The organism is Roseovarius albus (assembly GCF_900172335.1).
Classification (GTDB): Bacteria; Pseudomonadota; Alphaproteobacteria; order Rhodobacterales; family Rhodobacteraceae; genus Roseovarius; species Roseovarius albus.
On the sequence record NZ_FWFX01000007.1, the window covers coordinates 17,015 to 41,870 of the forward strand.

General features: G+C 55.7%; 25 protein-coding genes and 1 pseudogene. 14 read left to right on the forward strand and 12 right to left on the reverse strand.

The genetic code is table 11. The annotated features are described in order from the left end of the window. Window positions 1-23 precede the first annotated feature (23 nt). Window positions 24-1,310, reverse strand: a complete 1,287-nt coding sequence (locus tag ROA7450_RS11840; protein ID WP_085806005.1) for a 3-deoxy-D-manno-octulosonic acid transferase — start codon at window positions 1,308-1,310, stop codon at window positions 24-26. After that, window positions 1,310-2,317 carry a GTP 3',8-cyclase MoaA gene (gene moaA, locus ROA7450_RS11845; RefSeq protein WP_085806007.1) on the reverse strand — a complete coding sequence of 336 codons (1,008 nt, stop codon included), beginning with the start codon at window positions 2,315-2,317 and terminating at the stop codon, window positions 1,310-1,312. The genes ROA7450_RS11840 and moaA overlap by 1 nt, the downstream gene beginning before the upstream one ends. Before the next feature lie 87 nt (window positions 2,318-2,404). Between moaA and ROA7450_RS11850 the strand changes: the two genes are divergently transcribed. After that, a complete protein-coding gene (locus tag ROA7450_RS11850; protein WP_234999504.1) occupies window positions 2,405-2,920 on the forward strand; it encodes a hypothetical protein in 516 nt (171 codons plus the stop codon). 682 nt (window positions 2,921-3,602) lie between these two features. After that, window positions 3,603-4,400 carry a DUF5020 family protein gene (locus ROA7450_RS11860; RefSeq protein ID WP_085806011.1) on the forward strand — a complete coding sequence of 266 codons (798 nt, stop codon included), beginning with the start codon at window positions 3,603-3,605 and terminating at the stop codon, window positions 4,398-4,400. Window positions 4,401-4,618: 218 nt separating this feature from the next. Here the strand turns inward: ROA7450_RS11860 and ROA7450_RS11865 are convergent. The 5 genes and pseudogenes from ROA7450_RS11865 to glmU all read right to left on the reverse strand — a co-directional run. Continuing rightward, a pseudogene (locus tag ROA7450_RS11865) lies at window positions 4,619-4,972 on the reverse strand (DUF922 domain-containing protein); the annotation flags it as partial. A gap of 140 nt (window positions 4,973-5,112) precedes the next feature. Beyond that, a complete protein-coding gene (locus ROA7450_RS11870; protein WP_085806015.1) occupies window positions 5,113-5,793 on the reverse strand; it encodes a DNA alkylation repair protein in 681 nt (226 codons plus the stop codon). Then, on the reverse strand, window positions 5,790-6,335 hold the full coding sequence (locus ROA7450_RS11875; RefSeq protein ID WP_085806017.1) for a pyridoxamine 5'-phosphate oxidase family protein: 546 nt from the start codon (window positions 6,333-6,335) through the stop codon (window positions 5,790-5,792). Before ROA7450_RS11875 ends, ROA7450_RS11870 begins: the two co-directional genes overlap by 4 nt. Before the next feature lie 3 nt (window positions 6,336-6,338). After that, complete coding sequence (gene glmS / locus ROA7450_RS11880; protein WP_085806019.1) at window positions 6,339-8,162, reverse strand: glutamine--fructose-6-phosphate transaminase (isomerizing); 1,824 nt, start codon at window positions 8,160-8,162, stop codon at window positions 6,339-6,341. Continuing rightward, complete coding sequence (gene glmU / locus ROA7450_RS11885) at window positions 8,163-9,512, reverse strand: bifunctional UDP-N-acetylglucosamine diphosphorylase/glucosamine-1-phosphate N-acetyltransferase GlmU (protein ID WP_085806021.1); 1,350 nt, start codon at window positions 9,510-9,512, stop codon at window positions 8,163-8,165. Window positions 9,513-9,662: 150 nt separating this feature from the next. On the opposite strand from glmU, the gene ROA7450_RS11890 reads away from it, so the two are divergent. After that, the gene (locus ROA7450_RS11890; protein ID WP_085806022.1) at window positions 9,663-10,328 is read left to right on the forward strand and encodes an HAD-IIIA family hydrolase; all 666 of its coding nucleotides are present in this window, start codon (window positions 9,663-9,665) and stop codon (window positions 10,326-10,328) included. Window positions 10,329-10,442: 114 nt separating this feature from the next. Then, on the forward strand, window positions 10,443-11,636 hold the full coding sequence (locus ROA7450_RS11895; RefSeq protein ID WP_085806234.1) for a DegT/DnrJ/EryC1/StrS family aminotransferase: 1,194 nt from the start codon (window positions 10,443-10,445) through the stop codon (window positions 11,634-11,636). 12 nt (window positions 11,637-11,648) lie between these two features. On the opposite strand, the gene ROA7450_RS11900 is transcribed toward ROA7450_RS11895, so the two are convergent. Next, window positions 11,649-12,245 carry a GNAT family N-acetyltransferase gene (locus tag ROA7450_RS11900; protein ID WP_085806024.1) on the reverse strand — a complete coding sequence of 199 codons (597 nt, stop codon included), beginning with the start codon at window positions 12,243-12,245 and terminating at the stop codon, window positions 11,649-11,651. A 53-nt stretch (window positions 12,246-12,298) separates the two neighbouring features. Between ROA7450_RS11900 and ROA7450_RS11905 the strand changes: the two genes are divergently transcribed. Genes ROA7450_RS11905 through ROA7450_RS11915 form a run of 3 tightly spaced genes read left to right on the forward strand, consistent with a single transcriptional unit; the run spans window position 12,299 to window position 15,399 of the window. After that, complete coding sequence (locus ROA7450_RS11905) at window positions 12,299-13,462, forward strand: isovaleryl-CoA dehydrogenase (protein ID WP_085806235.1); 1,164 nt, start codon at window positions 12,299-12,301, stop codon at window positions 13,460-13,462. After that, entirely contained in the window at window positions 13,459-13,845 is a 387-nt protein-coding gene (locus tag ROA7450_RS11910; protein ID WP_143534439.1) for a hypothetical protein, read from the forward strand. The genes ROA7450_RS11905 and ROA7450_RS11910 overlap by 4 nt, the downstream gene beginning before the upstream one ends. A gap of 3 nt (window positions 13,846-13,848) precedes the next feature. Continuing rightward, window positions 13,849-15,399, forward strand: coding sequence for an AMP-binding protein (locus ROA7450_RS11915; protein ID WP_085806028.1), 1,551 nt, complete (start codon window positions 13,849-13,851; stop codon window positions 15,397-15,399). 17 nt (window positions 15,400-15,416) lie between these two features. Here ROA7450_RS11915 and ROA7450_RS11920 read toward each other — a convergent pair whose 3' ends face one another. Both ROA7450_RS11920 and ROA7450_RS11925 read right to left on the reverse strand, forming a co-directional pair. Further along, on the reverse strand, window positions 15,417-15,803 hold the full coding sequence (locus ROA7450_RS11920) for a hypothetical protein (protein ID WP_085806030.1): 387 nt from the start codon (window positions 15,801-15,803) through the stop codon (window positions 15,417-15,419). Between the two features lie 264 nt (window positions 15,804-16,067). Continuing rightward, the gene (locus ROA7450_RS11925) at window positions 16,068-16,685 is read right to left on the reverse strand and encodes an OmpW/AlkL family protein (protein ID WP_085806032.1); all 618 of its coding nucleotides are present in this window, start codon (window positions 16,683-16,685) and stop codon (window positions 16,068-16,070) included. Between the two features lie 125 nt (window positions 16,686-16,810). On the opposite strand from ROA7450_RS11925, the gene ROA7450_RS11930 reads away from it, so the two are divergent. The 7 genes from ROA7450_RS11930 to ROA7450_RS11960 are packed head-to-tail and all read left to right on the forward strand — an operon-like array spanning window position 16,811 to window position 23,914. Then, window positions 16,811-18,415, forward strand: a complete 1,605-nt coding sequence (locus tag ROA7450_RS11930) for a carboxyl transferase domain-containing protein (protein ID WP_085806034.1) — start codon at window positions 16,811-16,813, stop codon at window positions 18,413-18,415. An 11-nt stretch (window positions 18,416-18,426) separates the two neighbouring features. Continuing rightward, window positions 18,427-18,960: a thermonuclease family protein gene (locus ROA7450_RS11935; protein WP_085806036.1), complete on the forward strand. Its 534-nt coding sequence runs from the start codon at window positions 18,427-18,429 to the stop codon at window positions 18,958-18,960. 42 nt (window positions 18,961-19,002) lie between these two features. After that, entirely contained in the window at window positions 19,003-19,680 is a 678-nt protein-coding gene (locus ROA7450_RS11940) for a hypothetical protein (RefSeq protein ID WP_085806038.1), read from the forward strand. Next, complete coding sequence (locus ROA7450_RS11945; RefSeq protein ID WP_085806040.1) at window positions 19,670-21,616, forward strand: acetyl/propionyl/methylcrotonyl-CoA carboxylase subunit alpha; 1,947 nt, start codon at window positions 19,670-19,672, stop codon at window positions 21,614-21,616. Before ROA7450_RS11940 ends, ROA7450_RS11945 begins: the two co-directional genes overlap by 11 nt. Beyond that, on the forward strand, window positions 21,613-22,272 hold the full coding sequence (locus tag ROA7450_RS11950; RefSeq protein ID WP_085806042.1) for a glutathione S-transferase family protein: 660 nt from the start codon (window positions 21,613-21,615) through the stop codon (window positions 22,270-22,272). The genes ROA7450_RS11945 and ROA7450_RS11950 overlap by 4 nt, the downstream gene beginning before the upstream one ends. Continuing rightward, window positions 22,273-23,139: a hydroxymethylglutaryl-CoA lyase gene (locus tag ROA7450_RS11955; protein WP_085806043.1), complete on the forward strand. Its 867-nt coding sequence runs from the start codon at window positions 22,273-22,275 to the stop codon at window positions 23,137-23,139. Continuing rightward, on the forward strand, window positions 23,132-23,914 hold the full coding sequence (locus ROA7450_RS11960; protein WP_085806236.1) for a crotonase/enoyl-CoA hydratase family protein: 783 nt from the start codon (window positions 23,132-23,134) through the stop codon (window positions 23,912-23,914). The genes ROA7450_RS11955 and ROA7450_RS11960 overlap by 8 nt, the downstream gene beginning before the upstream one ends. Here the strand turns inward: ROA7450_RS11960 and ROA7450_RS11965 are convergent. Both ROA7450_RS11965 and ROA7450_RS11970 read right to left on the reverse strand, forming a co-directional pair. Continuing rightward, a complete protein-coding gene (locus tag ROA7450_RS11965) occupies window positions 23,909-24,235 on the reverse strand; it encodes a cupredoxin domain-containing protein (protein WP_085806045.1) in 327 nt (108 codons plus the stop codon). The two genes, ROA7450_RS11960 and ROA7450_RS11965, sit on opposite strands and share 6 nt — an antisense overlap. Continuing rightward, window positions 24,232-24,747, reverse strand: a complete 516-nt coding sequence (locus ROA7450_RS11970) for a DUF4142 domain-containing protein (protein WP_085806047.1) — start codon at window positions 24,745-24,747, stop codon at window positions 24,232-24,234. The genes ROA7450_RS11965 and ROA7450_RS11970 overlap by 4 nt, the downstream gene beginning before the upstream one ends. Between the last annotated feature and the right edge of the window lie 109 nt (window positions 24,748-24,856).

Consider the following 24,856-nt stretch of genomic DNA (forward strand, 5'->3'; position numbering starts at 1 on the left):
CCGGTTGAATGTGTTGAAACTGCCTAACCTAGCGACAAGGCTTTGGAAAGGGTGGCCCTTAGGTCGTCCAGCATACCTTCTTGTTTTTGCGCAAAGGCTTGCGATTGATCTTGCAGTTTTTTCAGTGCTGTAAAATCGGTCAATAATGTGCTCAGTTTTGTGCTCAAAACCGCAGCATCGTGAACCTCTACCGCACCACCATGGGTATCAAAGTCCGCATAGGTTTGCGCAAAATTGGCATAAAGCGGGCCGTGCAGCACGGCAGATCCGGCGTAGGCGGGCTCATAGGGATTATGCCCGCCAACCGGAGTGAACGATCCGCATAGGCACGTGAGTGGGGATAGAGCGTACCATAGCCCAGTTTCACCAAGTGTGTCGGCGAGATACACTTGGGTATCCTTCGCGACGCCATCACCGTCGGAGCGGCGCGTGTGTTTGAGTGATTTGCCTTTGATGAGCGCTTCGATGGCTGTCGCACGTTCCGGATGCCGAGGCACTAGGATAAGCAACGCGTCTTTGTGGGTTCGCAGCAGATCCTGATGCGTTTCCAACATGATCTCGTCTTCACCGGGGTGGGTAGAGCTGGCCAGCCAGACAGGGCGATCGCCAATTTGCACTTGAACAGAGGTTAATTCCTCCGTGTCATAAGGCAGGGGACCGGAAACGGACTTCAGGTTTTGACCGGTAAAAGCATGGCTGAAACCCATTTGATGCAGCCGCTGAGTGGTGCGCTCATCCTGCGTGTGGATCAGATCGAAATGCCACAGCACAAACTGCGCAATTGTCAGGAACCTTTGCCACCGGCTAAAGGACCGTTCTGAAATCCGTGCATTGACCAAGGCCAGAGGGATGTTGCGGGCTTTGGTTTGTTGTAGCATCTGAGGCCACAACTCGCTTTCGACAAAAACAGCGGCACTGGGCTTCCAATAGTCTAGAAACCGGTGGAGCGCCTTTCGAGAATCCAGTGGCGCGAACTGGTGCTGACAGCGTGGCGGTAAGCGTTTAGCCACAATCTGGGCCGAAGTTGCGGTGCCGGAGGTGATGAGGAACGCATAGTCGGGATGAATTTCCCCAAGATGGGTGATTAGCCGCAAAACGGATAGGGTTTCCCCAACCGAGGCGGCGTGGAACCAAATCAGCGGGCCCTCGGGCCGGGTTTGGGTTGGGTGGCCGAGGCGTTCAGGGCAGCGCTTTGGGTCAATGCCATGGCTCGAGAGCTTTTTGCGAACTCTGCGGTAGGCCAGCGGGGCAATCAAGTTGGCTCCGGCGTTATACACCCGGATGAGAAAAGGCGTGGAAGTCTGCGTCATCAGCCGCCGGTGTGGCTCATGTGGCGGGTCATTTTGCCAGCCACATCCTGACGTGAATAATCGAAATCATGTCCCTTGGGTTTGCGGGCAATAGCGGCGCGTATGGTATCCTCCAAGGGCTGCATGTCATCAGGGCTTTTGCGCAAAGGCTCGCGCAGGTCGGCCATGTCTTCTTGACCCAGGCACATGTAAAGTTCCCCGGTGCAGGTCAGGCGCACACGGTTGCAGCTTTCGCAGAAATTATGAGTGAGCGGCGTGATGAAACCGATCTTCTGCCCGGTCTCGGCCAGTTGCACATAACGCGCAGGGCCGCCGGTACGTTCAGTCAAATCGATTAGAGTGTATTCTTCACCCAAACGGGCGCGCAAGTCTTTCAAAGGCCAGTATTGATCAAGTCGATCTTCGTTGCCGATGTCGCCCATGGGCATAACCTCGATGAATGTCAGGTCGATGTCACGAGCGTGGCACCATTCCACGAGGGTAAATAGCTCATCCTCGTTGAAGCCCTTTAACGCCACGACATTCAGCTTGACGCGCAGGCCAGCCGCTTGCGCGGCGTCAATGCCTTTAAGCACCTGCGGTAAACGCCCCCATCGGGTGATGTCCGCGAATTTTTGTTCGTCCAGCGTGTCGAGCGAAACATTCACCCGACGCACGCCTGCAGAATGTAGATCACCGGCAAAACGGGCGAGTTGCGAGCCGTTGGTGGTGAGTGTCAATTCTTTCAGCGCGCCGCTGTCCAAGTGGCGTGTCATGTTATCGAAGAACGTCATGATCCCACGTCGTACCAGGGGTTCGCCGCCGGTTATGCGGAGTTTTTCAACACCTAACCCAATGAAAGTGCTGCACATTTGGTCTAGCTCTTCCAGAGTCAGAAGCTCTTTCTTGGGCAGAAAGGTCATGTTCTCCGACATGCAATAGACGCAGCGAAAATCGCAGCGGTCTGTCACTGAAACGCGCAAGTAAGAAATCGGGCGCTGAAAGGGGTCGATCAAGGGCACAGTCATGCGCCAGAACCTAAGTCGCGCAGGGTCTGGGGGCAAGGCCGTTCTTACCGGATTGAAACCATCGAATAGTAAGAATATGGTGAGAATATGAGGATGTTTAAGTGTTTTATCGTATCAATGGTTGTGCTCGTCGGTTGCGCGGATGGGCAAGGCGTGTTCCAGAAGTGGCGAGATAAAAACACGCAAGAACTTGATACTAAAACTGAAAATGGATTAGAAGCAGAACCCGCCGTGCTGACCGATGCGCCGCCTCCACCCAAGGATGCCAGCAGTGTCGAGGAGTTCGATACAACCACAGCGACCGCTCGGGCAGAAGCCGTGAAAGAAGCGGAAACGTCAAATGGCGCAAAATTCTTGGGAAATACAATCGCTTCTCTCGGGGCTCCGACTGAACCGGGGATCTGGATGAAGACTTCGCTGGTGAAATCGCAAGTCAAGGGCCGGGTGGATTATCCGGCGAAGGGGACTTCGGTGGTGGTGGAACTGGTGCCGCTGGAGGCCAGCAAAGGTGCAGGCAGCCAGATATCACTGGCTGCGATGCGATTGATCGAGGCGGATTTGACTGGGCTGCCGGAGGTAAAAGTGTATCAGTTGCCGGAGTGATTTGAGCACGAAGTTTTGTACAACTTGTACAAGTTGTACGTGGGTTTTGTACAAAAAACGCTGCAAGGGGTGGACCCTGCCAATACTTGATTGAGAGTGAAAAGGAAATTCGGTGCGATGAGCTTGATTGTACTGTTAACTCAATTGGCGGCGATCTTTATGACTGGTCTGATTTGGTGCTTCCGAAAGACGTCATATTGGTATGTGGAGATACCTGTTCTACTTTCAAATTCCTCTCTGCTCGGCTTCTTATTTATCGATGTCGTTCCAGATGTTGAATATTTCATCTTCTTTTCGTCTTTGATTGGCGTTCTATGTTCGGCAGCGGTCTTCGTCAATCGGCGCTCGCTGAGTTGAGAAAACAGAAGTCGATTGATTGCCTGCTACCCTAGAAACGCGCCTGCGGTTATGTCCGGACCTGAGAAGCTGTTTCGAGAAATACGCTCTTGACGCGATTTTACAGAACTCTGAGATGGAATTTAATTATTCAAAAACAATGCGATGTATTATATATTTTAGGAATATTAGATAATCGATATTATTTCCTCAATTTGAAAGTAAATGCATTTCGCGCGCTTGTTTCAGCGTCAAACGCCCTCCTAGACAAGATCGCACTTTAACACATCTGGCCGGTTGTTTCTGTTGGAACGCTGGTCGGACACGTCTAACAGAGGGATAGACAATGAAACGACTTCTCGGCAATTTTTGCGCAGGGGCTGTGGTGATCGCGGGCCTTGCAAGCGCGACACCGGTTCAGGCCAATTTTTCGGAAACGGAAATCCAACTGCACTATGGTGAGGATTACAAGCTTGGGCGCAATGCCAACTTTCCGGATTTTGACAACACCACGTCACGGCAGACAATCACGCTGGAGCATTTTTCGACCAATGACATTGGCGATTTGTTCTTCTTTGTCGATTTCTTTCAAGACAACGATAAGCTGGAAGATGATTCCGGAACCGAAAGCGACCAATACGGTGAGATTTATTATCACCTGCACGGCAGTCAATTTGGCTTGAACTTTGGCGATTCAAGTCCGGTAAGCGGGTTGGACCTTGGGGTGGGCTTAAACCAGGGGACAGATTTTTCCGTGGCCTTGGCTGGGCCAAGACTGAATTTTGGCATTGAAGGATTTCGGGTTCTGAGCCTTGGCGTCTATGCCTACAACAATTTTGTTGATCCGTTCAGCCGCAACTTGGATACAACTTATCAGGCGACGCTGGTCTGGGATTACCCCTTTGCGATGGGAAAGCAAAAGTTTCTGATGCGTGGCTTTGTCGATTTCATTGGGGACCAGGGATCGGGCGTGGAAGAGCAGATCGTGTTTTCCCCGCAATTTCGCTGGGATCTGGGCAATGCGATCAAGCTGAATGAAGACAAGCTTTACCTTGGTGTTGAATACACGCATTTCAACAACAAATTTGGTGTCGAAGGGGTGGACGAGAACTCGTACAGCCTGTTTGTGAGTTTCAAGTTCTGATGCAGTTTGGCTGATTGACGATCTGGGAGGCGGGCGGGTCCGCCTCTCTTTGCATTGTTCTGCGTAAGGCGCTGTTGTTTTAATGAGCGCCTGCGGCGCGCAGGATGTCTCGTTGTCGGCCTTTGGCCTCCGCCTCGGGATTTGCTTCCGGTGGGGATATTTATGGTCAGATGAAACAGGCGGACCGGCGGGCGAACAGGGTCAAACTTCGCTCAGCTTCACCTCAGTTTCACACCTTCTTTTTGTCCATGACGCGTTTCCAAGTCATATCGTTTACTTCGTCGCACCCAGTAATCGATGATCTCTTGAGCGTTTTCACAGTTGTATCGTTTCACTTCTTCTGCAGCAGATATCCCGTGGTCTACATGGCGTTCTTCATGCATCCACAAGGCCGTCAGCATCTTTTCTACCTTGATCCGATCATGCACCGGCAACTGCGAAGTGCGCAGCATTCTAGGTAGCGTTAATCGAATCTTGATCCACACGTCACAATCGTCATCGTAGTTTACGCGCCAGTCAGTGAGCCCCCAAATTCCATCGGGTCCCTTGTTGTTCAGGTCCTCTTTAACTTCCTGAAGGGTTTTCCGAAAACGAGGAAGGTCTCGCGTTTGTAGTCAATATTGATGTCGTCTTGCGCCACTGCAGCATTGCTTACAGTGAGCATGAATGCTGCTAGCAGGGCACGCGATTTGTAGCGCGGCACTGTCGAAACTCAATCAGCCAAATACTTCTCAGCCTCTTTCCGCGCAAAGCGTTTCATGTGTTTGCCGTTCTCGGCCATGAAGGCGCGGGTGCGGTCGGGGGCGTGTTTGGAAAGATCGCGCAGCCACCAGGCGACGGATTTCTGAATGAACCACTCGGGGTCCTGCACATAGCCAGCGGCCCAGCCTAGGACGCGCTCACGGATTTCCAGCTCAACCGGTTTGGGATTGTTGGATTTGGTAAATGGCAGGGTCACGACCATGGCGGCGCGGCGGATCCAGTGGCTGTCGGATTTGGTCCATACCTCAACCTGATCGATCCGGCTGGGATCAGCCACCAGGCGTTTTTGCCCGGCCATCATGGCGTGATCGGCAATGGCCCAGCTGTCGAGATCGGGCAGCCAGGAAGTGATCAGGTCCCAGGCCGCCTGATCGGGATTGATCCGGGCCTGTGTCAGCAGTTTGGCAGCGGCGACGCGGCCTTCGAACACATCTGATTGCCAGAGACCATCGGCCAGGGTGATGCGCTCCGCGAGGCTGAGGCTTTGGCGCCATTCTTTGGTTAGGTCATTCAGCACCGGGTTGGTCACGCCCAGATATTTGCGTGGAACCTTGTGATAGTCGGCCATGCCTTCGGCCCGGCCGGGTTCGGCACGGGAAGCGAGGGTTTCGAGGGCAATTTCTGGAGTCATTTGTTTTCAAATCCTGTGGGGAAGCCGTCGAGCGTTTGGGCGTTGCGTTCGGACCAGTAGGTGCGAAAGTCGTCTTCGCCCTTGTCCTCGGCCCAGTGCTTGAGGGTGTCGCGGTCGCCTGCGTGGTCAAAGAAGGGCACGGCATAACCGCAGGAGGTTTGCACCATATCGATGTGCAGATCGTAGATCTGGCGCATGCCCAGTTGCGGTGGAAAATGAGTGGCGAGTTCTGCCCATTCAGCGTCTTCGGGCCGGATCATGCGGGCGGTGCCATAGGTGCGCAGGATCATCGGTTGTTTGGTGAAGGAGCACCACATCAGCGTCATGCGGTTGTTGAGCGCAAGATGCCCGGCAGTTTCATTGCCGCTGCCGGTGAAATTGCGCCAGATGATCCGGTTGGGGCCGAGCACTCGCAGGCTGTCCATGCCTTTGGGTGAGACGTTGACCTTGCCCGTGGGGGCGGCGGTGCCGGAGAAAAACATGTGCTGTTTTTCGATGAATTTGATCAGGCGCTCGTCCAGCGCGTCAAACTGTTTGCCCATGCGCTATTCTACCGTCACCGATTTGGCGAGGTTGCGCGGCTGATCAACATCGGTGCCCTTGGCGACGGCGGTGTGATAGGCCAGCAATTGCGCTGGCAGGGCATAGAGGATCGGGGTTAGGATCGGGTCGATTTCAGGCATGATCAGCGATTGGCAGACGCCATCGCCGGCCTCGGCGGCGCCTTCGCGATCCGTGATCAGGAGGACCTTGCCACCGCGTGCCATGACCTCTTGCATGTTCGAGACGGTTTTGTCGAAAAGTTGATCCTTGGGGGCCATGACCACGACTGGCATCTTTTTGTCGATGAGGGCGATGGGGCCGTGTTTGAGTTCACCTGAGGCGTAAGCTTCGGCGTGTATATAGCTGATTTCCTTTAGTTTCAGCGCGCCTTCGTAGGCCAACGGGAACATCAACCCGCGCCCCAAAAAGAGCGCGTTATCAGATTCGGCCAGCAGGCGGGTGGCGGCGCGGAAGGTCTGATCTGCCTCGAGCACCTGATTGATGGCACCGGGCACGCCGCGCAGGAGCGAGAGCTTGTCGGTCAGCTCCTCTGCGCTGAGCCGGCCTTTGGTTTCAGCGGCTTTCAGCGCGAGCAACAACAATACGGTGAGTTGGCAGGTAAAAGCCTTGGTCGAGGCGACGCCAATTTCGGCCCCGGCATAGATCGGAAGGGCGAGGTCGCTTTCGCGGGCAATGGAGCTTTCGGGGACGTTGACGACCGACAGGATGCTGTCGGCGCGGCCTTCGCAATAGCGCAGGGCGGCCAGTGTGTCTGCAGTTTCACCCGACTGACTGACAAAAACGGCTGTAGTGCGGCCGGCGACTGGCGGTTCGCGATAGCGGAATTCAGAGGCGATATCGACCTCGACGGGGATGCCGGCGAGTTGTTCGAACCAGTATTTGGCAGTCAAGCAAGCGTAGAATGCGGTGCCGCAGGCGACCATCGTCAGACGATCAATCTTGTTGAAGTCGATGCCTCCCTCGGGCAGATCTATGCTATGACCGTCCTCGCTGAGATAGGCCTGAAGCAGGTCACTGATGACCATAGGTTGCTCAGCAATTTCTTTGGCCATAAAATGCTTGTGGCCACCCTTGTCAACGCGGGTGTCGCCAACTTGAACTGTCTTGATTTCACGATTGGCAAGCTCGCCGTTGATGTCGGTGATCTTGAGGCTGGTGCGGGTGATGACAGCGCAGTCGCCCTCTTCAAGATAGGTGATGCGGTTGGTGACAGGTGACAGGGCGATGGCATCGGAGCCGACGAACATTTCCCCGTCGCCATGCCCCACGGCCAAGGGGCTGCCTTTGCGGGCGGCGATCAGCAGATCTTCTTCGCCGTCAAACAAGAAACACAGGGCATAGGCCCCATCGAGCCGGGAAAGTGTTTCTTTGACCGCGTCTTCGGCTGACGCACCATTATCCATGAAGTGTTTAGTCAGCAGTGCGACGGTTTCGGTATCTGTATCAGTCTCATGACCGATGCCGTTGCTTGCCAGTTCGGCCCGCAAATCACGGTAGTTTTCGATGATGCCGTTGTGCACGACTGCGACCGAGCCCGCCCGATGGGGGTGCGTGTTCGAGAGATTCGCCGCGCCGTGTGTAGCCCAGCGGGTGTGACCGATACCGGCCTTGCCGGCGAGAGGCTCATGTACGAGAAGATCACTGAGATTGACCAACTTGCCAACAGCGCGGCGACGGTTCAATTGACCCTTGTTCACCGTTGCTATGCCGGCGCTGTCATAGCCGCGATATTCAAGCAATTTCAGGGCTTCGACCAGTATGGGGGCCGCTTCGTGATTTCCTAGTACTCCAACAATTCCGCACATTTACTTGGCCTCTTTTCTCTTTTTTTTGGCTTTCAGCAATTCAACCATTTTGCGTGCCATGCCGGGTTTGGTTTCTTGCCGGGCGCGGGCCAAAGCCAGCGCACCGTCTGGCACGTCATTGGTAACAACAGAGCCGGAGCCAGTCATGGCATCATCGCCCAGAGAGACCGGGGCGACAAGCATGGTGTTCGAGCCGACAAAGACGCGGTCGCCAATCGTTGTCTGATGTTTCATCACCCCATCATAGTTGCAGGTGATGGTGCCTGCGCCAATATTTGTGCCGTCGCCAATGGTTGCGTCGCCGATGTAGGTAAGGTGATTGGCTTTGCTACCTTCACCTATGGTGGCGTTCTTGACCTCGACAAAGTTGCCGATGTGGGTGTCTTCGGCCAGTTCCGCGCCGGGGCGCAGTCGGGCGTAGGGACCAACGATGGCACCGCGTGAGACATGGGCGCCCTCAAGATGGCTGAAGGCGCGCAGGCGGGCACCGGATTCGACGGTGACGCCGGGGCCGAAGATGACATTGGGTTCGATGATCGTGTCTCTGCCGACGTGAGTGTCATGGGCGAAGTGCACGGTTTCGGGCGCGTGCATGGTGATGCCGTTATCGAGCGCCTCAGCGCGGGCGGTGGCTTGAAAGGCTGCTTCAGCTTGCGCGAGTTCCGCGCGGGAGTTGACGCCCATGGTCTCGGATTCGTCACAGGCGACAGCCGTGGCCGAAAGGCCCTTGGCGCGGGCGATGCCGATAATGTCTGTGAGGTAATATTCGCCGGCAGCGTTTTCGTTTTTGACCTCTGCAATCAGGTCAAACAACAGCTTGGCCGGGGCGGCGATGACACCGCTGTTGCAGAAGGTGATGGCGCGTTCTTCATCCGAGGCGTCTTTGAATTCGACGATGCGTTCCAGCGTGTCGCCCTGCATGACAAGACGGCCATAGCGACCGGGATCTTGCGCCTCGAACCCCAATACAACAACATCATGCTCTGCGCGGGCCGCCGCCATTTTCTCAAGCGTTTCCGGGCGAATGAACGGCGTATCGCCGTAAAGGACAATCGCGTCGCCCTCGAACCCTTCAAGCTGCGGGCCAGCTTGGGCGACGGCATGAGCAGTGCCAAGTTGTTCGTTCTGGTTGGCAATAAGCGCAGATTCATCCCACTCGAGCGCGGCTGCTTGTACAAGCTCGGCCCCATGGCCTGCGACCACAACGATTTTTTCGGGTTCCAGAACCTGCCCGGCCTTCATCGCGTGAACCAGCATTGGGGCGTGGGCGATTTGATGCAGCACTTTGGGCAGGTCGGATTTCATGCGGGTGCCTTGACCTGCTGCCAGAATGATTAGTGCTGTACTCATGCGAATTCTCTTTGTGTTTTCGATCTGCCCGTTTTATCCGGTTACAGAGGCGGCGCAAGTCGATGAGCGATCAAAGTTGATTGCGACATGTGACAATATCCCGATTGGGATGCGCGGAATTTCGCCCGAATGCAGGAAGGCAAGAGCAGGATGCGAACGGTAGTCTTTGATCTGGATGGGACTTTGGCGGATACGAGCGGTGATCTGATCGCGGCGGCCAATGCCTGTTTTCGCGCGATGGGGGTTGGCGACCAGTTAGATGCAAGTCAGGACGCGGCGACCGCGTTGCGCGGTGGCCGGGCGATGTTGACGCTGGGCCTGAGCCGTTTGGGTCGGGGCGATGATGTTGAAGAGATAGATCGCCAATACCCTTTGCTACTTGAGCATTACGCACAGGCGATTGATCATCACACGGTGTTTTACCCCGGCGCGATTGATGCGGTCAAAGCCTTGCGGACCAACGGGTACAAGGTGGCGGTATGCACCAATAAACCAGAGCATCTGGCACGGATGCTCTTGGAAAACCTCGAGGTGCATGATCATTTTGATGCGTTGATTGGGGCAGACACCTTGCCTGCGCGTAAACCCGACCCCGGGCCTTATTATGCTGCCGTGGAACGTTCGGGTGGGGATGTGACAAAAAGCGTGATGATTGGCGACACCCAAACTGATCATGATACAGCCCGGGCGGCTGGAGTTGCCTCGGTTCTGGTGACATTCGGTCCGGGGGCTTTTGATGTGTCATCATTGGAGCCCGATGCATTGTTGTCGCATTTTGACGACCTGCACGGCGTTGTTGTCGAACTGATTGGCTAAATTATCAGCATAAGTTTTGACATTGCTGCAGCATGCTTTCGGAAAGGCTGAAAACCGGTGAAATTTAGCCGGGTGGCATTGACGATAGCGGGTAGCATTGTCACAACACGCGGTATGACAGAAGTATTTACCGGCAGTTTCACCCAGCAAGAACCCATTTCAGACGCGGCGATTGAGGCCGCTGTTGAGGTGATGAAAAGCGGGCGCTTGCACCGCTATAACCTTGGGCCTGACGAGGTGGGGGAAACTTCGCTGTTAGAGCAGGAGTTTGCCGCCTATGTCGATGCCAAGTATGCGCTGGCTGTAGCCTCGGGTGGTTATGCGTTGGCAACCGCTCTGCGCGCGATTGGTGTGAAGCCGGGTGAAAAAGTTCTGACCAATGCCTTTACGCTGGCCCCGGTGCCGGGTGCGATTGCCAGTATGGGCGGTGTTCCGGTGTTTGTCGGCGTGACCGAAGATCTGACGATTGATCTGGATGATCTGGCTGCCAAAGTGGGGCAGGCCAAGGTGCTGATGCTGAGCCATATGCGCGGGCATCTGTGTGACATGGACCGGTTGATGGAGATCTGCAACGCGGCTGGCGTGACGGTGATTGAAGATTGCGCCCACACCATGGGCGGCAGCTGGAATGGCGTGCCCTCGGGGCGTCACGGGCTGATTGGGTGTTATTCAACGCAGACCTACAAGCATATGAACTCGGGCGAGGGCGGGTTGTTTGTCACTGATGATGACGACATCATGGCGCGCGCATTGATCCTGTCTGGATCTTATATGTTGTACGGGCGCAATGGGACGGTACCCCCGGTCGAGGTGATGGAGCGCGTGAAATACGACACGCCGAATGTGTCGGGGCGGATGGATCATCTGCGGGCTGCGATCTTGCGGCCACAACTGGCCAATCTGGCGACGCAATGTGCGGCGTGGAATGCGCGTTATGATGCGGTGGAGGCCGAACTGCGAGGTACACCGGGTTTAGCCATCGTGGAGCGGCCAGACCAAGAGGTTTATGTCGGATCCTCCATTCAGTTTTTACTGCTCGATTGGTCAGATGCGGCGATCGCGGATGTTATTGACCGATGTCTTCAACGCGGCGTGGAGTTGAAATGGTTTGGCGGAGCAGAGCCCACCGGGTTTACCAGCCGTTATGACAGCTGGCGTTATGCGCCGTCCGAACGGATGCCCGCGAGCGACCGGGTGCTGAAAGGTATCGTCGATATGCGCTTGCCGCTGACCTTCAGTGTTGAAGATTGCGAGCTGATCGCGCGGATCATTCGCTCAGAGGTGAGTGCGGTTTATCAGGCGATGTGACGCCGTTGGGTTTCATGGGGCTAAATCAAGCTGCATGAAGGTCAGGTGGGGGGTGATCGCAGGGTCGGTTTCACCACCGGGGTAAACCGAGATTTCCCGATAGCCGAGCTTGCGGTAGAGCGCTTGGGCTGCTGTGGCATATTTCCCGACGTCCAGAACAAGGGTGCGCAGGCCGAGTTGGCGGGCCTCGTCTGCGATCTGATGCATCAATTTGGACCCGGCACCAGTGCCGCGTAAGTCTGGATGGACGTAGAGGCGTTTGATTTCTCCCACGTCAGGCGAGAGCGTTCTAAGGAAGACACAGCCTTTGTGTTCCCCAGACCTGTCATTTGCCGCAAGCAGGCAGCCATCGGGTGGCAGGTATCGGTCTATGTGAGACATCGTATCTGTGACAAAGCTCTCTGGTTCCAAACGAAGGGCAGAGAGGGCTTCAAGCCCCTTCAGGTCGTCGAAGATGAAGGCGCGTACGAGCTTTGCGATTTCGCTGAGGTCGTTACCTTTTTTCAATCGTTGAATTGTGAAGTCCAATGTGGTCTCCGGGTCCTGATCTTGTTCATTGTGGCATTGCGCGCTGTTCAATAGCAAATGATCGGGTTTTAGTTGACGCATGAAGGGACTGTCGCTAATTATTGAACAAGTGTTCAATAATGGCGGAGCCTGTCATGTTCAATGCGACAATGCGGTTTGATCTGGGGGAAGATGTGAATGCCCTGCGCGATGTGGTGCATCGCTGGGCGCAGGAGCGGGTGAAGCCGCTGGCGGCGGAGATTGATCAGAGTAACGCCTTCCCAAATGAGCTGTGGCGCGAAATGGGTGATCTGGGCCTGCTCGGGATTACCGTGCCCGAAGAATACGGCGGGGCGGGCATGGGATATCTCGCGCATGTAGTTGCGGTGGAGGAGATTGCGCGCGCCTCGGCTTCGGTCTCGCTGTCATACGGTGCGCATTCCAACCTCTGCGTGAACCAGATCAAGCTGAATGGATCGGAGGAACAACGGGCGAAATACCTGCCGGGTTTGGTGTCCGGCGAACATGTCGGCGCGCTGGCAATGTCGGAAACCGGAGCGGGCAGCGATGTAGTGTCGATGTCCCTGCTGGCGGAAAAGCGCAATGATCATTACCGTTTGAACGGGCATAAATACTGGATCACCAACGGACCCGATGCCGAAACGCTGGTGGTCTATGCTAAGACCGATCCTGACGCCGGGTCCAAAGGGATCACAGCGTTTTTGATTGAAAAATCCATGACTGGTTTTTCCACCAGCCCGCATTTTGACAAGCTGGGCATGCGCGGCTCAAACACCGCCGAGCTGATCTTTGATGACGTGCAGGTGCCGTTTGAAAACGTGCTGGGCGAAGAGGGCAAGGGCGTTCGGGTTCTGATGTCCGGGCTGGACTTTGAGCGCGTGGTTCTGGCCGGGATTGGCACGGGGATCATGGCAGCTTGTCTGGATGAGGTGATGCCTTATCTGGCGGAACGCAAACAGTTCGGCCAGCCGATTGGCAATTTCCAACTGATGCAGGGCAAGATCGCCGATATGTATACGGCGATGAATTCGGCCCGGGCTTATGTCTATGAGGTCGCCAAGGCCTGTGATCGGGGCGATGTGACCCGGCAGGATGCGGCGGCCTGTTGTTTGTATTCGTCCGAGCAGGCCATGGTGCAGGCGCATCAGGCGGTGCAGGCGTTGGGCGGGGCAGGTTTCCTGAATGATGCGCCCGTCGGGCGGCTGTTTCGGGATGCAAAGCTGATGGAGATCGGGGCGGGGACCTCGGAAATTCGCCGCATGCTGGTCGGGCGTGAGATGATGGGGGCGATGGGGTGAGGATTTTTGATAAAACGAAATTTCCTTGCCCGGATTGTGGAAACTTGCTGGGACATTTTGCGGTTATGAATGCGACCCACCGGGAAAACCCTAAAATAGCCTGCAGTAACTGCAAAAGTTTACTTATAGTGGAAAAGCAATATGTGCTGTTGGCAGGTTTGCTTCTATTTGTTGCGATGCTTCTAACCGGAATGCTTGCGGCCGACATTAGCAGGAATTTAGTGCCGCTTTGTCTCGGAGACGCAGAAAACATAAGTGAAACCTTAAGATTCTTGTTTTGGCTGTTTTGTTTCACTTTCGTTTTTGCAGGGATCCTTTTTCCGAGTGCGGCTCTCATCGGAAAATTCTCAACGGCGCTGAAAAGTGATGATTGTAGGCGCTGACAAATGCTGAAGCGAAAGCAGTCATATCAGACGTTGTTCAACGACTTCACTTGGGATTTGCCCGAGTATCTGAATATGGCCGCGCAGGTCTGTGATGACTGGGCCGTGCGGGAACCGGAACGTGTGGCGATTATTGATTTGACTGAGGGGCGGCGTGAGATTTCTTATGCCGAGCTGCTGCGGTTGGCAGATGGGTTGGCTTGGGCACTGGTTGAGCGAGGTGTGACGCGCGGCGACCGGGTTGGCGTTTTGCGCACGCAGGGCATCTGGTGCGCGGTGGCGCATATTGCGATCTGGAAGATCGGGGCGATTTCCATTCCCTTGTTCAAGCTGTTTCAACGCGACGCTTTGCAGAGCCGGGCCGTAGATGCCGGGGCGCAGGTCGTGATTACCGATCCCGACGGGGCGCAGCTGCTGGAGGGGCAGGAGGCCTTGATTCCGGAGGATCTGGTGCTCTCTGATAAACCGTTTGAGACTGTTCAAACCGGCGCTGAAGATCCTGCGGTGCTGATCTATACCAGTGGCACCACCGGCAGCCCCAAGGGGGCGCTGCATGCGCATCGGGTGCTGACTGGGCATTTGCCGGGGGTAGAGATCAGCCATGATTTTCTGGGGCAAGAGGATGATTGCCTGTGGACGCCGGCCGATTGGGCCTGGATTGGCGGGCTGTTTGATGTGTTGATGCCGGGGCTGGCGCTGGGCGTGCCGGTGGTGGCAGCACGGATGGGAAAGTTCAGCGCGGCGGAGTGCCAACGGATCGTACGGGAGGGCGGCGTGCGCAATATCTTTTTCCCGCCAACAGCGCTGCGAATGCTGAAGGCTGAAGGGGCTGTGATCGAAGGTTTGCGCTCGGTCGCAAGTGGGGGAGAGCCGTTGGGAGCTGAAATGCTGAGCTGGGGGCGGGAGGCCTTTGGCCTGACGATCAATGAATTCTACGGTCAGACCGAGTGCAACATGGTGGCATCGAGTTGTGCCACGCTGTTTGAACCGCAGCCCGGCTGTATCGGCAAGCCGGTGCCGGGGCATGAGATTGCCGTCTTGGATGAGACGGGCCAGCCTACAGGAGGCGAGGGCGATGTCGCCGTAAGGCGCGGATCGGCCAGCATGATGCTGGGCTATTGGAACCGGGTTGAGGCAACGGCGGAGAAGTTCAAAGGCGACTGGATGCTGACCGGTGACCGGGGGCGCTGGCAGGGGGATTACCTGCAGTTTGTCGGGCGCGAGGATGATGTGATTACCTCGGCCGGGTATCGGATTGGTCCGGCAGAGATTGAAGATTGCCTATTGAAACACCCGGCGGTGGCCACGGTGGGTGTGGTGGGCAAACCCGACCCGCTGCGCACCGAGATCGTGAAGGCCTATGTGGTGTTGAAAGAGGCCCAGCAGGCCTCGTGCGATTTGGCGGAGGAGTTGCAGGATTTTGTTAAGACGCGTTTGGCGAGTTATTCCTACCCACGTGAAATCGGGTTTCTGGAGGCTTTGCCGATGACGGTCACCGGCAAGGTTATTCGCAAGGAGCTGAAGGCGCGCGCAGCAGCAGAGGGTCAAGCATGACCCATCGCTGTCGTATATCAGTTCATCAGATGTCGCGAGGCGACGGCCTGATATCTGTCTTGCCACAGGACGCGACCGGGGTTTGGCGAGCGGATTTCATTGATCGGAATACCCAGATCATCCAGCAACCACGCCATGTAGCGTGCTTGTTCGATATGGTCCGAAGCCGTGTCGTGGAACCAGCAGACGCCGCTGAGTTCGGCCTTTCTGTTGGGGCGATAGTAAAATTGTTTGGGTTGGTCCAAACGCTCGTTGAACCAATCAAGCACACGGCGCAATTCACCAACGTGCCAGTACCCCTGCCAATCAACGCGCTGATACCAGACGTCATAGGTGCGGCAAAAAATGCCCGCGTTGCAACGCGCGGCATCGTCCCGTTCAAGGGATTCAAATCGGATGTACATAGGGGATTGCCACAGGATCTGCGGCCCTTTCTTTGCGATGGAGAGTCAAAGGGGGATCGTGTTGCAGCCGCAATGCGGTGCAGTTCAGAGATCAGCCCTTTGATGGCGCAAAGAAAAACATGGTGTCACCTTGTTGAATTTGTGTCAGCGGCAATGCCAAGGATGCCGCTTAGAGCAGATCGCAGTGTATCGAGTCAACGAAAAAGGGATACGCTGCTTGGAGGGGGCTGGGCTGCCCTTTGGGGCAACCCAGATGTCGTTGGATTAGAACTTGAAGACGTAGGCCACGCCGAAGATCCACGGATCGATGTTGACGTCGCCAATCGAGGTGCCGTTGACCTTAGCTTCGGTGTCGATATCGATCCAGCGGACATCGGCGCGCAAAGAACCTTTTTCCGAAATTTCGTAGTCCAAACCGGCGTGCAGAGCCAGACCCCAGGAATCATCAAGCGAGAGCGAAGCGCCGGACAGGGCACCAGTAGTGCTTTCGTCAAAGAAGGTGGTGTAGTTAAGGCCCGCCCCGACAAAGGGAGTGAATTTGGAAGTGTTTGTAAAGTGGTACTGCAGCGAGACGGTGGGCGGCAGGTGTTTGGTCGACCCGATCTTACCAGCACCGCCGAGATTGATGTCATGCTCAAACGGCCAGGCGGCCAGCACTTCGATGCCGATGTTGTCAGCAATAAAGTATTCAAAGGTTATGGTTGCACTGGCGGCGCCATCGACATCGATGGGACCCGCGGATGTAGTGCTATCGCTGTCTTTGGGCATCACATAATGCGCGCCAAGACCCAAGAGCATGTCGCCCTTTTCCTGCGCGATGGCAGGGGCGGCCCCAAGTGCGCTAAGGGCAGCGGTGAGCGAAAGTATGGTCAGTTTTTTCATGGCAGTTTTCTTTCAAAGGTGATGCGTTCCTTTTGCGCTGCAGCATCAGAATTTTCCTTGATTTGGATCAACTTTTCGCGATCACGCTGCGATGCGGCGAAATTGCAACATGAATGGAGAGCGGCATGAGGCTGACGTCGAACGTGATCAGTGGATCAGAACAGTTTGAAGCCAATTGCACAGGGCATCTTGAAGCGCTGAAGACTGTACGTGGGGCCGCCGAACTGGCGGCGGCAGGTGGCAGGGAGACCTCACGTGAGCGCCATTTGAGTCGGGGCAAAATATTGCCGCGCGATCGGGTTGCCAACCTGCTCGATCCGGGCAGTGCGTTCCTTGAGGTCGGCGCAACGGCGGCCCATGGCATGTACGGCGGTGTTGCGCCCTGCGCCGGAGTGATCGCAGGCATTGGCATGGTGTCGGGTGTGCGCTGTATGGTGGTGTGCAACGATGCCACCGTAAAGGGCGGCACCTATTATCCAATGACGGTGAAAAAGCACCTGCGTGCGCAGGAGATTGCTCAGGAGAACCGGCTGCCTTGTATTTATCTGGTCGATAGTGGCGGCGCGAACCTGCCCAATCAGGATGAGGTGTTTCCGGATCGCGATCACTTTGGCCGGATTTTCTACAATCAGGCGCAGATGAGCGCGCAAGGCATTCCGCAGATCGCGGTGGTGATGGGATCCTGCACCGCAGGCGGGGCCTATGTGCCGGCGATGTCGGATGTTTCGATCATCGTCAAGAACCAGGGCACGATCTTTCTGGCCGGTCCGCCGCTGGTGAAGGCGGCGACGGGCGAAGAGGTCAGCGCCGAGGATCTGGGCGGTGGGGATGTGCACACCCGCCTGTCTGGTGTGGCGGATTATCTGGCCGAAGATGACGCCCATGCACTGGCTTTGGCGCGGCAAGCCGTGACGGGATTGAACTGGCGGGCTGCGACCAATGTGAACTGGGCCACACCCGAGCCGCCCGCCTATGATCCCGAGGAATTGCTGGGCGTGGTCCCCACCGACCTGCGCACGCCCTATGACATTCGCGAGGTGATTATGCGAGTGGTGGATGGATCGCGCTTTGATGAATTCAAAGCGCGGTTTGGCGAAACGCTGGTGTGCGGCTTTGCCCATATCGAAGGCTGCCCAGTGGGGGTCATCGCCAATAATGGCGTGTTGTTTTCCGAGGCTGCGCAGAAGGGCGCGCATTTTGTTGAACTGTGTAGTCAGCGGTGCATTCCATTGGTGTTCTTGCAAAATATCACAGGGTTCATGGTTGGGCGGAAATACGAAAACGAAGGTATCGCCAGACACGGCGCCAAGATGGTGACGGCGGTGGCCACCACATCGGTGCCCAAGGTGACGATGGTGGTTGGCGGGTCCTTTGGCGCGGGCAATTACGGCATGGCCGGGCGGGCCTATAGTCCGCGCTTCATGTGGTCCTGGCCCAATGCGCGCATTTCGGTCATGGGCGGAGAGCAGGCGGCAGGCGTTCTGGCCACGGTTAAACGCGACGCGATCGAGCGCAAAGGCGGGGAGTGGTCTGCCGAGGAAGAGGCCGCGTTCAAACAGCCAACGATTGATATGTTCGAAGAGCAAAGCCACCCACTCTATGCCTCGGCCAGATTGTGGGATGACGGGATTGTAGATCCACGCAAATCGCGCCAGGTGCTGGCACTGTCGTTGCAAGCTGCGCTCTGCGCGCCGATTGAGGAAACACGCTTTGGCGTGTTTCGGATGTAGCGGAGTTTGTGATGCTGCGTAGAGCGCGTTATGCCCCGTCCTATCCCCGCCGGCCATGGCGCTATTCGCGACGGTCGCGGTTCGCGAAGCTGCAATTTTACCTCAAGGTTATTGTCGTTCTTGGGGTGATGGGGATGTTTGGGTTCCCGTTTCTGGCCGATGCCTATGTTGCCGTGGCCAAACCGGGGCAAGACAGCCGATGCCGGGTGTTGAGTGTGACGGACGGCGATACGGTCAAGGTTTATTGCCCGGGTTACGGATTTGAGAGCGCAAGGTTGGTTGGCTTGGATACGCCTGAGATTTTTAGCCCGGAGTGTTTTTCTGAATGGGCTCGGGGGACGGTGGCCAGTTGGAAATTGCGGCAGATGCTCTGGACAGCTGACGCGCTTAGCATCGAGCGACGTGGGACAGACCGCTATCAGAGGGCTTTGGTACGGCTTTCAGTGGATGGTGAGAGGATCGCCGATTTGATGGTCAATAGCGGCCTAGCGCGTGCCTATGATGGTGGAAAACGACGGGGATGGTGTGATGGCTGGGTTATTTAGTCGCTTTGGTCTCAAAGAGTTTCGATTTTAAGGAGAGCTATTTTGGCATGTAAGGACAATAGCACAATTGATGACGAAGAAAGAACTACACTATTAGAAGACTTCAATCTTCTTAGATCGCGAATCGAGCACGAAGATACATTGGTCAATCATCGTCTTAGCTGGCTGATGTCTTTTATGGGCTTTCTTTTTGCGGCCTATGCTTTTTCATTCATGGCCGAGGCAACTTCATTAGGTGTCGACATTCCAGGTAATTCGAATAGCGACCAAGCTGCGGGTATCATCTCTTTGCAAAAGAGTATCAAAGTCATGAGAGTGTTGATGGAACTTATTGGTGTAGGGGCTGCCGCTGTTGCTCTGCTTGGCATATGTGCCGCCAACCGAGCGACATTAGATTCGACAGAAGGTAGCGATGGGAAGTTCGAGAAACTGCGGGAGTATCATTTTCTTTTCCCAATAGGTCACAAAGCAACAAATAGAGCTGGCATGATCGCAAGTACCTTATTTCCATGTATAATATTTACGTTCTGGTCAACATTACTGTTGACCAACAAGTACGCCGAACCATCGGATATTGCGATGGTAGCAGTTGTCATACTGTTTTTTGTTTTGATATTCGCATTCGTAGTTTTTGAATGTCTGCTAAAAACGCCAAAACCAAACACTATCCCAAACAATGCATCGAGCAAGGGCTCAAAGGGTGACGCTGATGTTCACTAAAATCCTCATTGCCAATCGAGGCGAGATTGCCTGCCGGGTGATGGAAACTGCGCGTGAGATGGGTGTGTCGACGGTGGCGGTGTACTCAGACGCCGACCGGGATGCCAAGCATATGGCGATGGCGGATGAGGCGGTGCATATCGGTGGCGCGGCCCCGGCGGAGAGTTATCTGCGGGGGGACCGGATTATCCAAGCCGCGCTTGCGATGGGCGCGCAGGCGATCCATCCTGGGTATGGTTTTCTGAGCGAGAACCCGGATTTCGTGGAGGAAGTCGAACAGGCTGGATTGGTGTTCATCGGACCATCAGCGGATGCGATCCGCAAGATGGGTTTGAAGGATGCGGCGAAAGCTCTTATGCAAAAGTCCGGCGTGCCGGTGGTGCCGGGCTATCATGGCGACACTCAGGACCCGGCGTTTCTGGCACAGCAAGCGGATGAGATCGGCTATCCGATGTTGATCAAGGCCGTCGCCGGTGGCGGCGGCAAAGGCATGCGTCTGGTCGAATCGCCCGAGGATTTTGCCGCGGCATTGGAGAGCGCGCAGGGCGAGGCCGTAACGGCCTTTGGCAATGGCGATGTGCTGATTGAGAGGTACATCCAGCAGCCGCGCCATATTGAGGTGCAGGTCTTTGGTGATGGTGAACGCGCGGTGCATTTGTTTGAGCGGGATTGCTCGTTGCAGCGGCGGCATCAGAAAGTGATCGAGGAAGCCCCCGCGCCTGGCATGACGCATGAGATGCGCGCAGCTATGGGGCAGGCGGCGGTGCGTGCGGCTGAGGCGATAGGTTACAAGGGTGCGGGCACGGTAGAGTTCATCGTGGATGGTCGCGATGGCCTGCGGCCTGAGGGATTTTGGTTTATGGAGATGAACACGCGCTTGCAGGTCGAACACCCTGTGACTGAGGCGATCACAGGCGTTGATCTGGTTGAATGGCAATTGCGGGCGGCGGCAGGGGAGGCTTTACCCGTCACCCAAGAGCAGCTGACAATCACGGGCCACAGTTTCGAAGTACGGCTGTATGCCGAGGATGTCGCAAAGGGATTTTTACCCGCAACTGGCACGCTGGAGCATCTGGTCTATCCATCCTTTACCCGCGTGGATTCGGGCGTGCGGTCGGGCGATGTGATCAGCCCGTTTTACGACCCAATGATTGCCAAGATCGTCACTCATGGGGCTACTCGCGAATTTGCGCTAGGTAAAATGCGGCAGGCTATTGAGGCGTGCCAGATCGCCGGTTTGCAGACCAATCTTGCTTTTCTTGGAGCGCTTTGTTGGCACGAAGAATTTGCGCGTGGCGAGGTCGATACCGGGTTGATCGCACGGGACCTGAAGGCGCTGGTGCAGGAGCCAGACGTTACTCCACAACACTGGGCGCAGGCGGCGATGGCCGGGCTGGGATTGTTGGGGGAGGTTGTACCTGAAACCGGTTTTACCCTGTGGCAGCCCTTGACGTGGTCTATCAGCCTGCAGCAGGAACAAGAACTCCGCGAGATTGCAGTGACTGTGTGGTCCGCGGATCAGTATGAGATTGTTGTTGGCGAAGTGCGGGTGAGAGCGCAAAAGTCAGCGGCGGGCTGGCGGTTTGATGATGTTCACGCCCCGACCCATGTCATAACTGGGGATGAAATTACTCTTTTTTGGCCGCGTGCCGTGACCTTTACCAGACACGACCCGCTGGCACGAGGCTCGGAAGAAGCCAGCTCCGGCAATGTGGTCGAGGCCCCAATGCCGGGAGTGGTAAAGTCGATCTTTGCAATTTCCGGTCAAGTCGTGACAAAGGGGGATCGATTGGCCATTCTGGAAGCGATGAAGATGGAACACACCCTGCTTGCGATGCGTGATGGGGTGGTTGCTGACATTGTGGTAGAGGAAGGCGCACAGGTTGAGGCTGGCGCAGTCCTGATTACCCTAGTTGCAGAGGAAGAAAGCCAATGATCCGCTTACACCATGTCCCATTCTCGCGCTCGTTCCGGGTGTTGTGGTTGTTGGAAGAGCTGGGGTTGGAATGTGAAGTTGTGGAGTATTCCATCCGCGATGGATCGCTACGAAGCCCGGAATTTCTGGCGATTTCCCCGGCGGGGCGGGTGCCGGCATTGGAGATTGACGGTCGAGTGCTTTTTGAGAGCGGGGCCATCGTGCAAACGCTGTGCGAAGAACATGACGCGGCAGGCTTGGCCCCAGCTGTTGGCGAGAAGGGGCGGGCGCATTTTCTGGAAATGCTGTCTTATGCTGAAACCATGGCGAGCCTGATTGAACAGCTCAATATGCAGCATCTGTTTTTACGGGATCTGACACAGGCCTCGCCCGTGGTGATCAAACTGACCACAGCACGTCTGGCGGCAACGATGGCCGGGTTTGAACGCTTATTGGATGGGCAGGACTATGTGTTGTCCGGCGGATTTTCCGCGGCGGATATCATGATGGGCTTCAACCTGTTTTCGGCGCCATACTATGTGAAAATGGACGGTTACCCTGAGCTGAGCGCCTATGCTGAGCGGCTTGCGGCGCGTCCGGCATATCAGGCGGCGCGGGACAAGGATGGCGAGCAGGATTTCTATACGCAGGACTTTTACCCCGTACCGGAGAAGTAAATGACGGAACGCGTTGAGATATTCGAGGTTGGTCCGCGCGATGGGCTGCAGAATGAAAAGCGTGCCATAGCCACGGTAGATAAAGTTGCCCTAGTGGATTGCCTGAGCCGGGCCGGGTTCTCTCGTATCGAGGTGGCCAGTTTTGTCAGTCCGAAATGGGTGCCGCAGATGGCGGATTCTGCAGAGGTGCTAGCTGGTATCCAGCGCGCTAAAGGTGTGCGCTATGCGGCATTAACACCGAATATGCGAGGCTTTGATGGGGCCATCGCAGCTGAGGCGGACGAGATTGCAGTGTTTGCTTCGGCCTCGGAAGGGTTTTCTAAGGCCAATATCAACGCAACGATTGCCGAAAGTTTCGAGCGGTTTGCCCCGATCCTGCAAGCGGCGCGGCAGGTTGATATGCCGGTGCGGGGGTATGTGTCTTGCGTGACCGATTGCCCGTATGATGGTGCGATTGAACCGTCGGCTGTGGCGCAGGTGGCTGGGACGCTATTTGATGCGGGCTGCTATGAAGTGAGCCTTGGGGACACCATCGGGCAGGCGCTGCCAGAGCGGTTGGATGCGATGTTGGCAGCCGTTTTGGAGGTCATTCCAGCTAGTAACCTGGCGGGGCACTATCACGACACGACAGGTCGGGCACTGGACAATATCGTAGTATCGCTCTCACGTGGCTTGCGGGTGTTTGATGCAGCGGTTGGTGGTTTGGGCGGGTGCCCATATGCGCCGGGTGCGGCAGGAAATGTCGCGACTGAAGCAGTGCATGACCGGTTATCGGGGCTGGGGTATGAGACCGGGCTAGACCCAAATATCTTACGTGAGGCGGCGGTGATCGCGCGGGCGATGAGGGCAGGGGATGCAAATGTTTGAAACGATTTCAATCCAGGCAGATGACCGGGGCATTGCTACCCTGTGGTTAGACCGCGCAGAAAAGCATAACGCCTTGTCGGCACAGATGATGGCAGAACTGACCGAGGCGGCAGGGCAATTAGGCACGGACGGCAAGGTTCGTGCCGTCGTTCTCGCAGCCAAAGGGCGAACGTTCTGCGCGGGCGGAGATTTGGCATGGATGCGCGATCAGTTCGAAGCCATGCCGGATGTTCGTGCCAAAGAAGCCGCCAAACTGGCCTATATGTTGCAAGCGCTTAATACCCTACCAAAGCCGCTGATTGGGAGATTGCAAGGCAATGCCTTTGGTGGCGGGGTTGGCATTGCCTCCGTCTGTGATGTGGCAATTGGGGTGGACCATCTGCAGATGGCGCTTACAGAAACCCGGCTGGGGCTGATTCCAGCGACCATCGGACCCTACGTTGCCGCGCGTATGGGTGAGGCTGCAGCGCGACGCGTGTTCATGTCTGGCCGCAGTTTAATAGCGACCGAGGCTGAGCGTTTGAACCTTTTGGCACGAGTCGTACCAGTTGCGGAACTGGATGCAGCGGTGGAAGATGAAATCGCTCCGTATTTGTCCTGTGCGCCGGAAGCGGTGGCACGGGCCAAAAAAATGCTGCGTGGATTTGGACCCAAGATCGATCAGGCGGTGATCGACGCCTCTATTGCGGAACTCAGTGCCTGCTGGGCCGGGGAAGAGGCGCAGGAAGGGATTGCCGCCTTTTTCGATAAGCGTTCACCTGAGTGGAAATTATAGTGATCCAATCAGAAGTGTGCCCGTCATGTTCGGATGAAATACGCAATAAAAATCACCAATCCAGCCCTGGGCGATTGTTAAAGTGATGCTTTCCCCTTTTTCCAAAATACCAGTGTCCCAACTGCCATCAATGGCGCTCGCCGTGTGAGCGGCAATATCATGGTTTACGAAGGTGACCTTGTCAGTGGGATGCAGTTCGGATTCTGGCACTTCGAATGAAAAACTCCGGATCACAACAGTAAAAGATTTATCATGTGCGCGCGCTGGCACAGCCAAAGCTGCACCAGAGCAAGCCAGAAATTGGCGGCGTTTCAGAATCATTTGAGAGCCGCTACCATATTTTCAGCATGACCTTCATGAACCTTAAAGATTTCCAGGCCTTGTTCGAAAAGAGCTTTCACTTCGGCGTTATCGATGTTGGGAATAAACGTGGTTTCCACGAGATCATTGACTGCCTGATGGTATCCCAATTCATTTTCTGCATAAGCAAGGTCAAATTCAGCCCCGCGTAATTGTGATAGAAGATCAATGATGTCCTCTGCATCTTCGTTCAGTTTTTGCGACAGGAAATTGTCGGTCGCCTGCGCACCCAATTTGTCCAGCAGTTCAAGAGCCGCTGCGTTAACGGCCTCATGGTCGCTGATCATGGTACGGGCAAACTGCCGAACCTCAGGGTTATCACTGATGGCCAAGGCCAGATGGGCGTACCGGATATCGATGTTGTCAGCCGTATAGGCGACATGCGCGATCTCCGTGTCGCTAAGTTGGGCTGGATCGGCAGCCAAGGCGGGTGAGGAAAGTGCAAGCAGTACGGCGGAAAGAAGGTGTTTCATATTGTGGCATCCTTGAATCGAAGTGTCTGTGCCTTAAGGAAAGCGCGAAATTAAAAACCGTGTATGACGGTGCGTACAAAATTTATGATCGATCGTTTGAGATCATCGA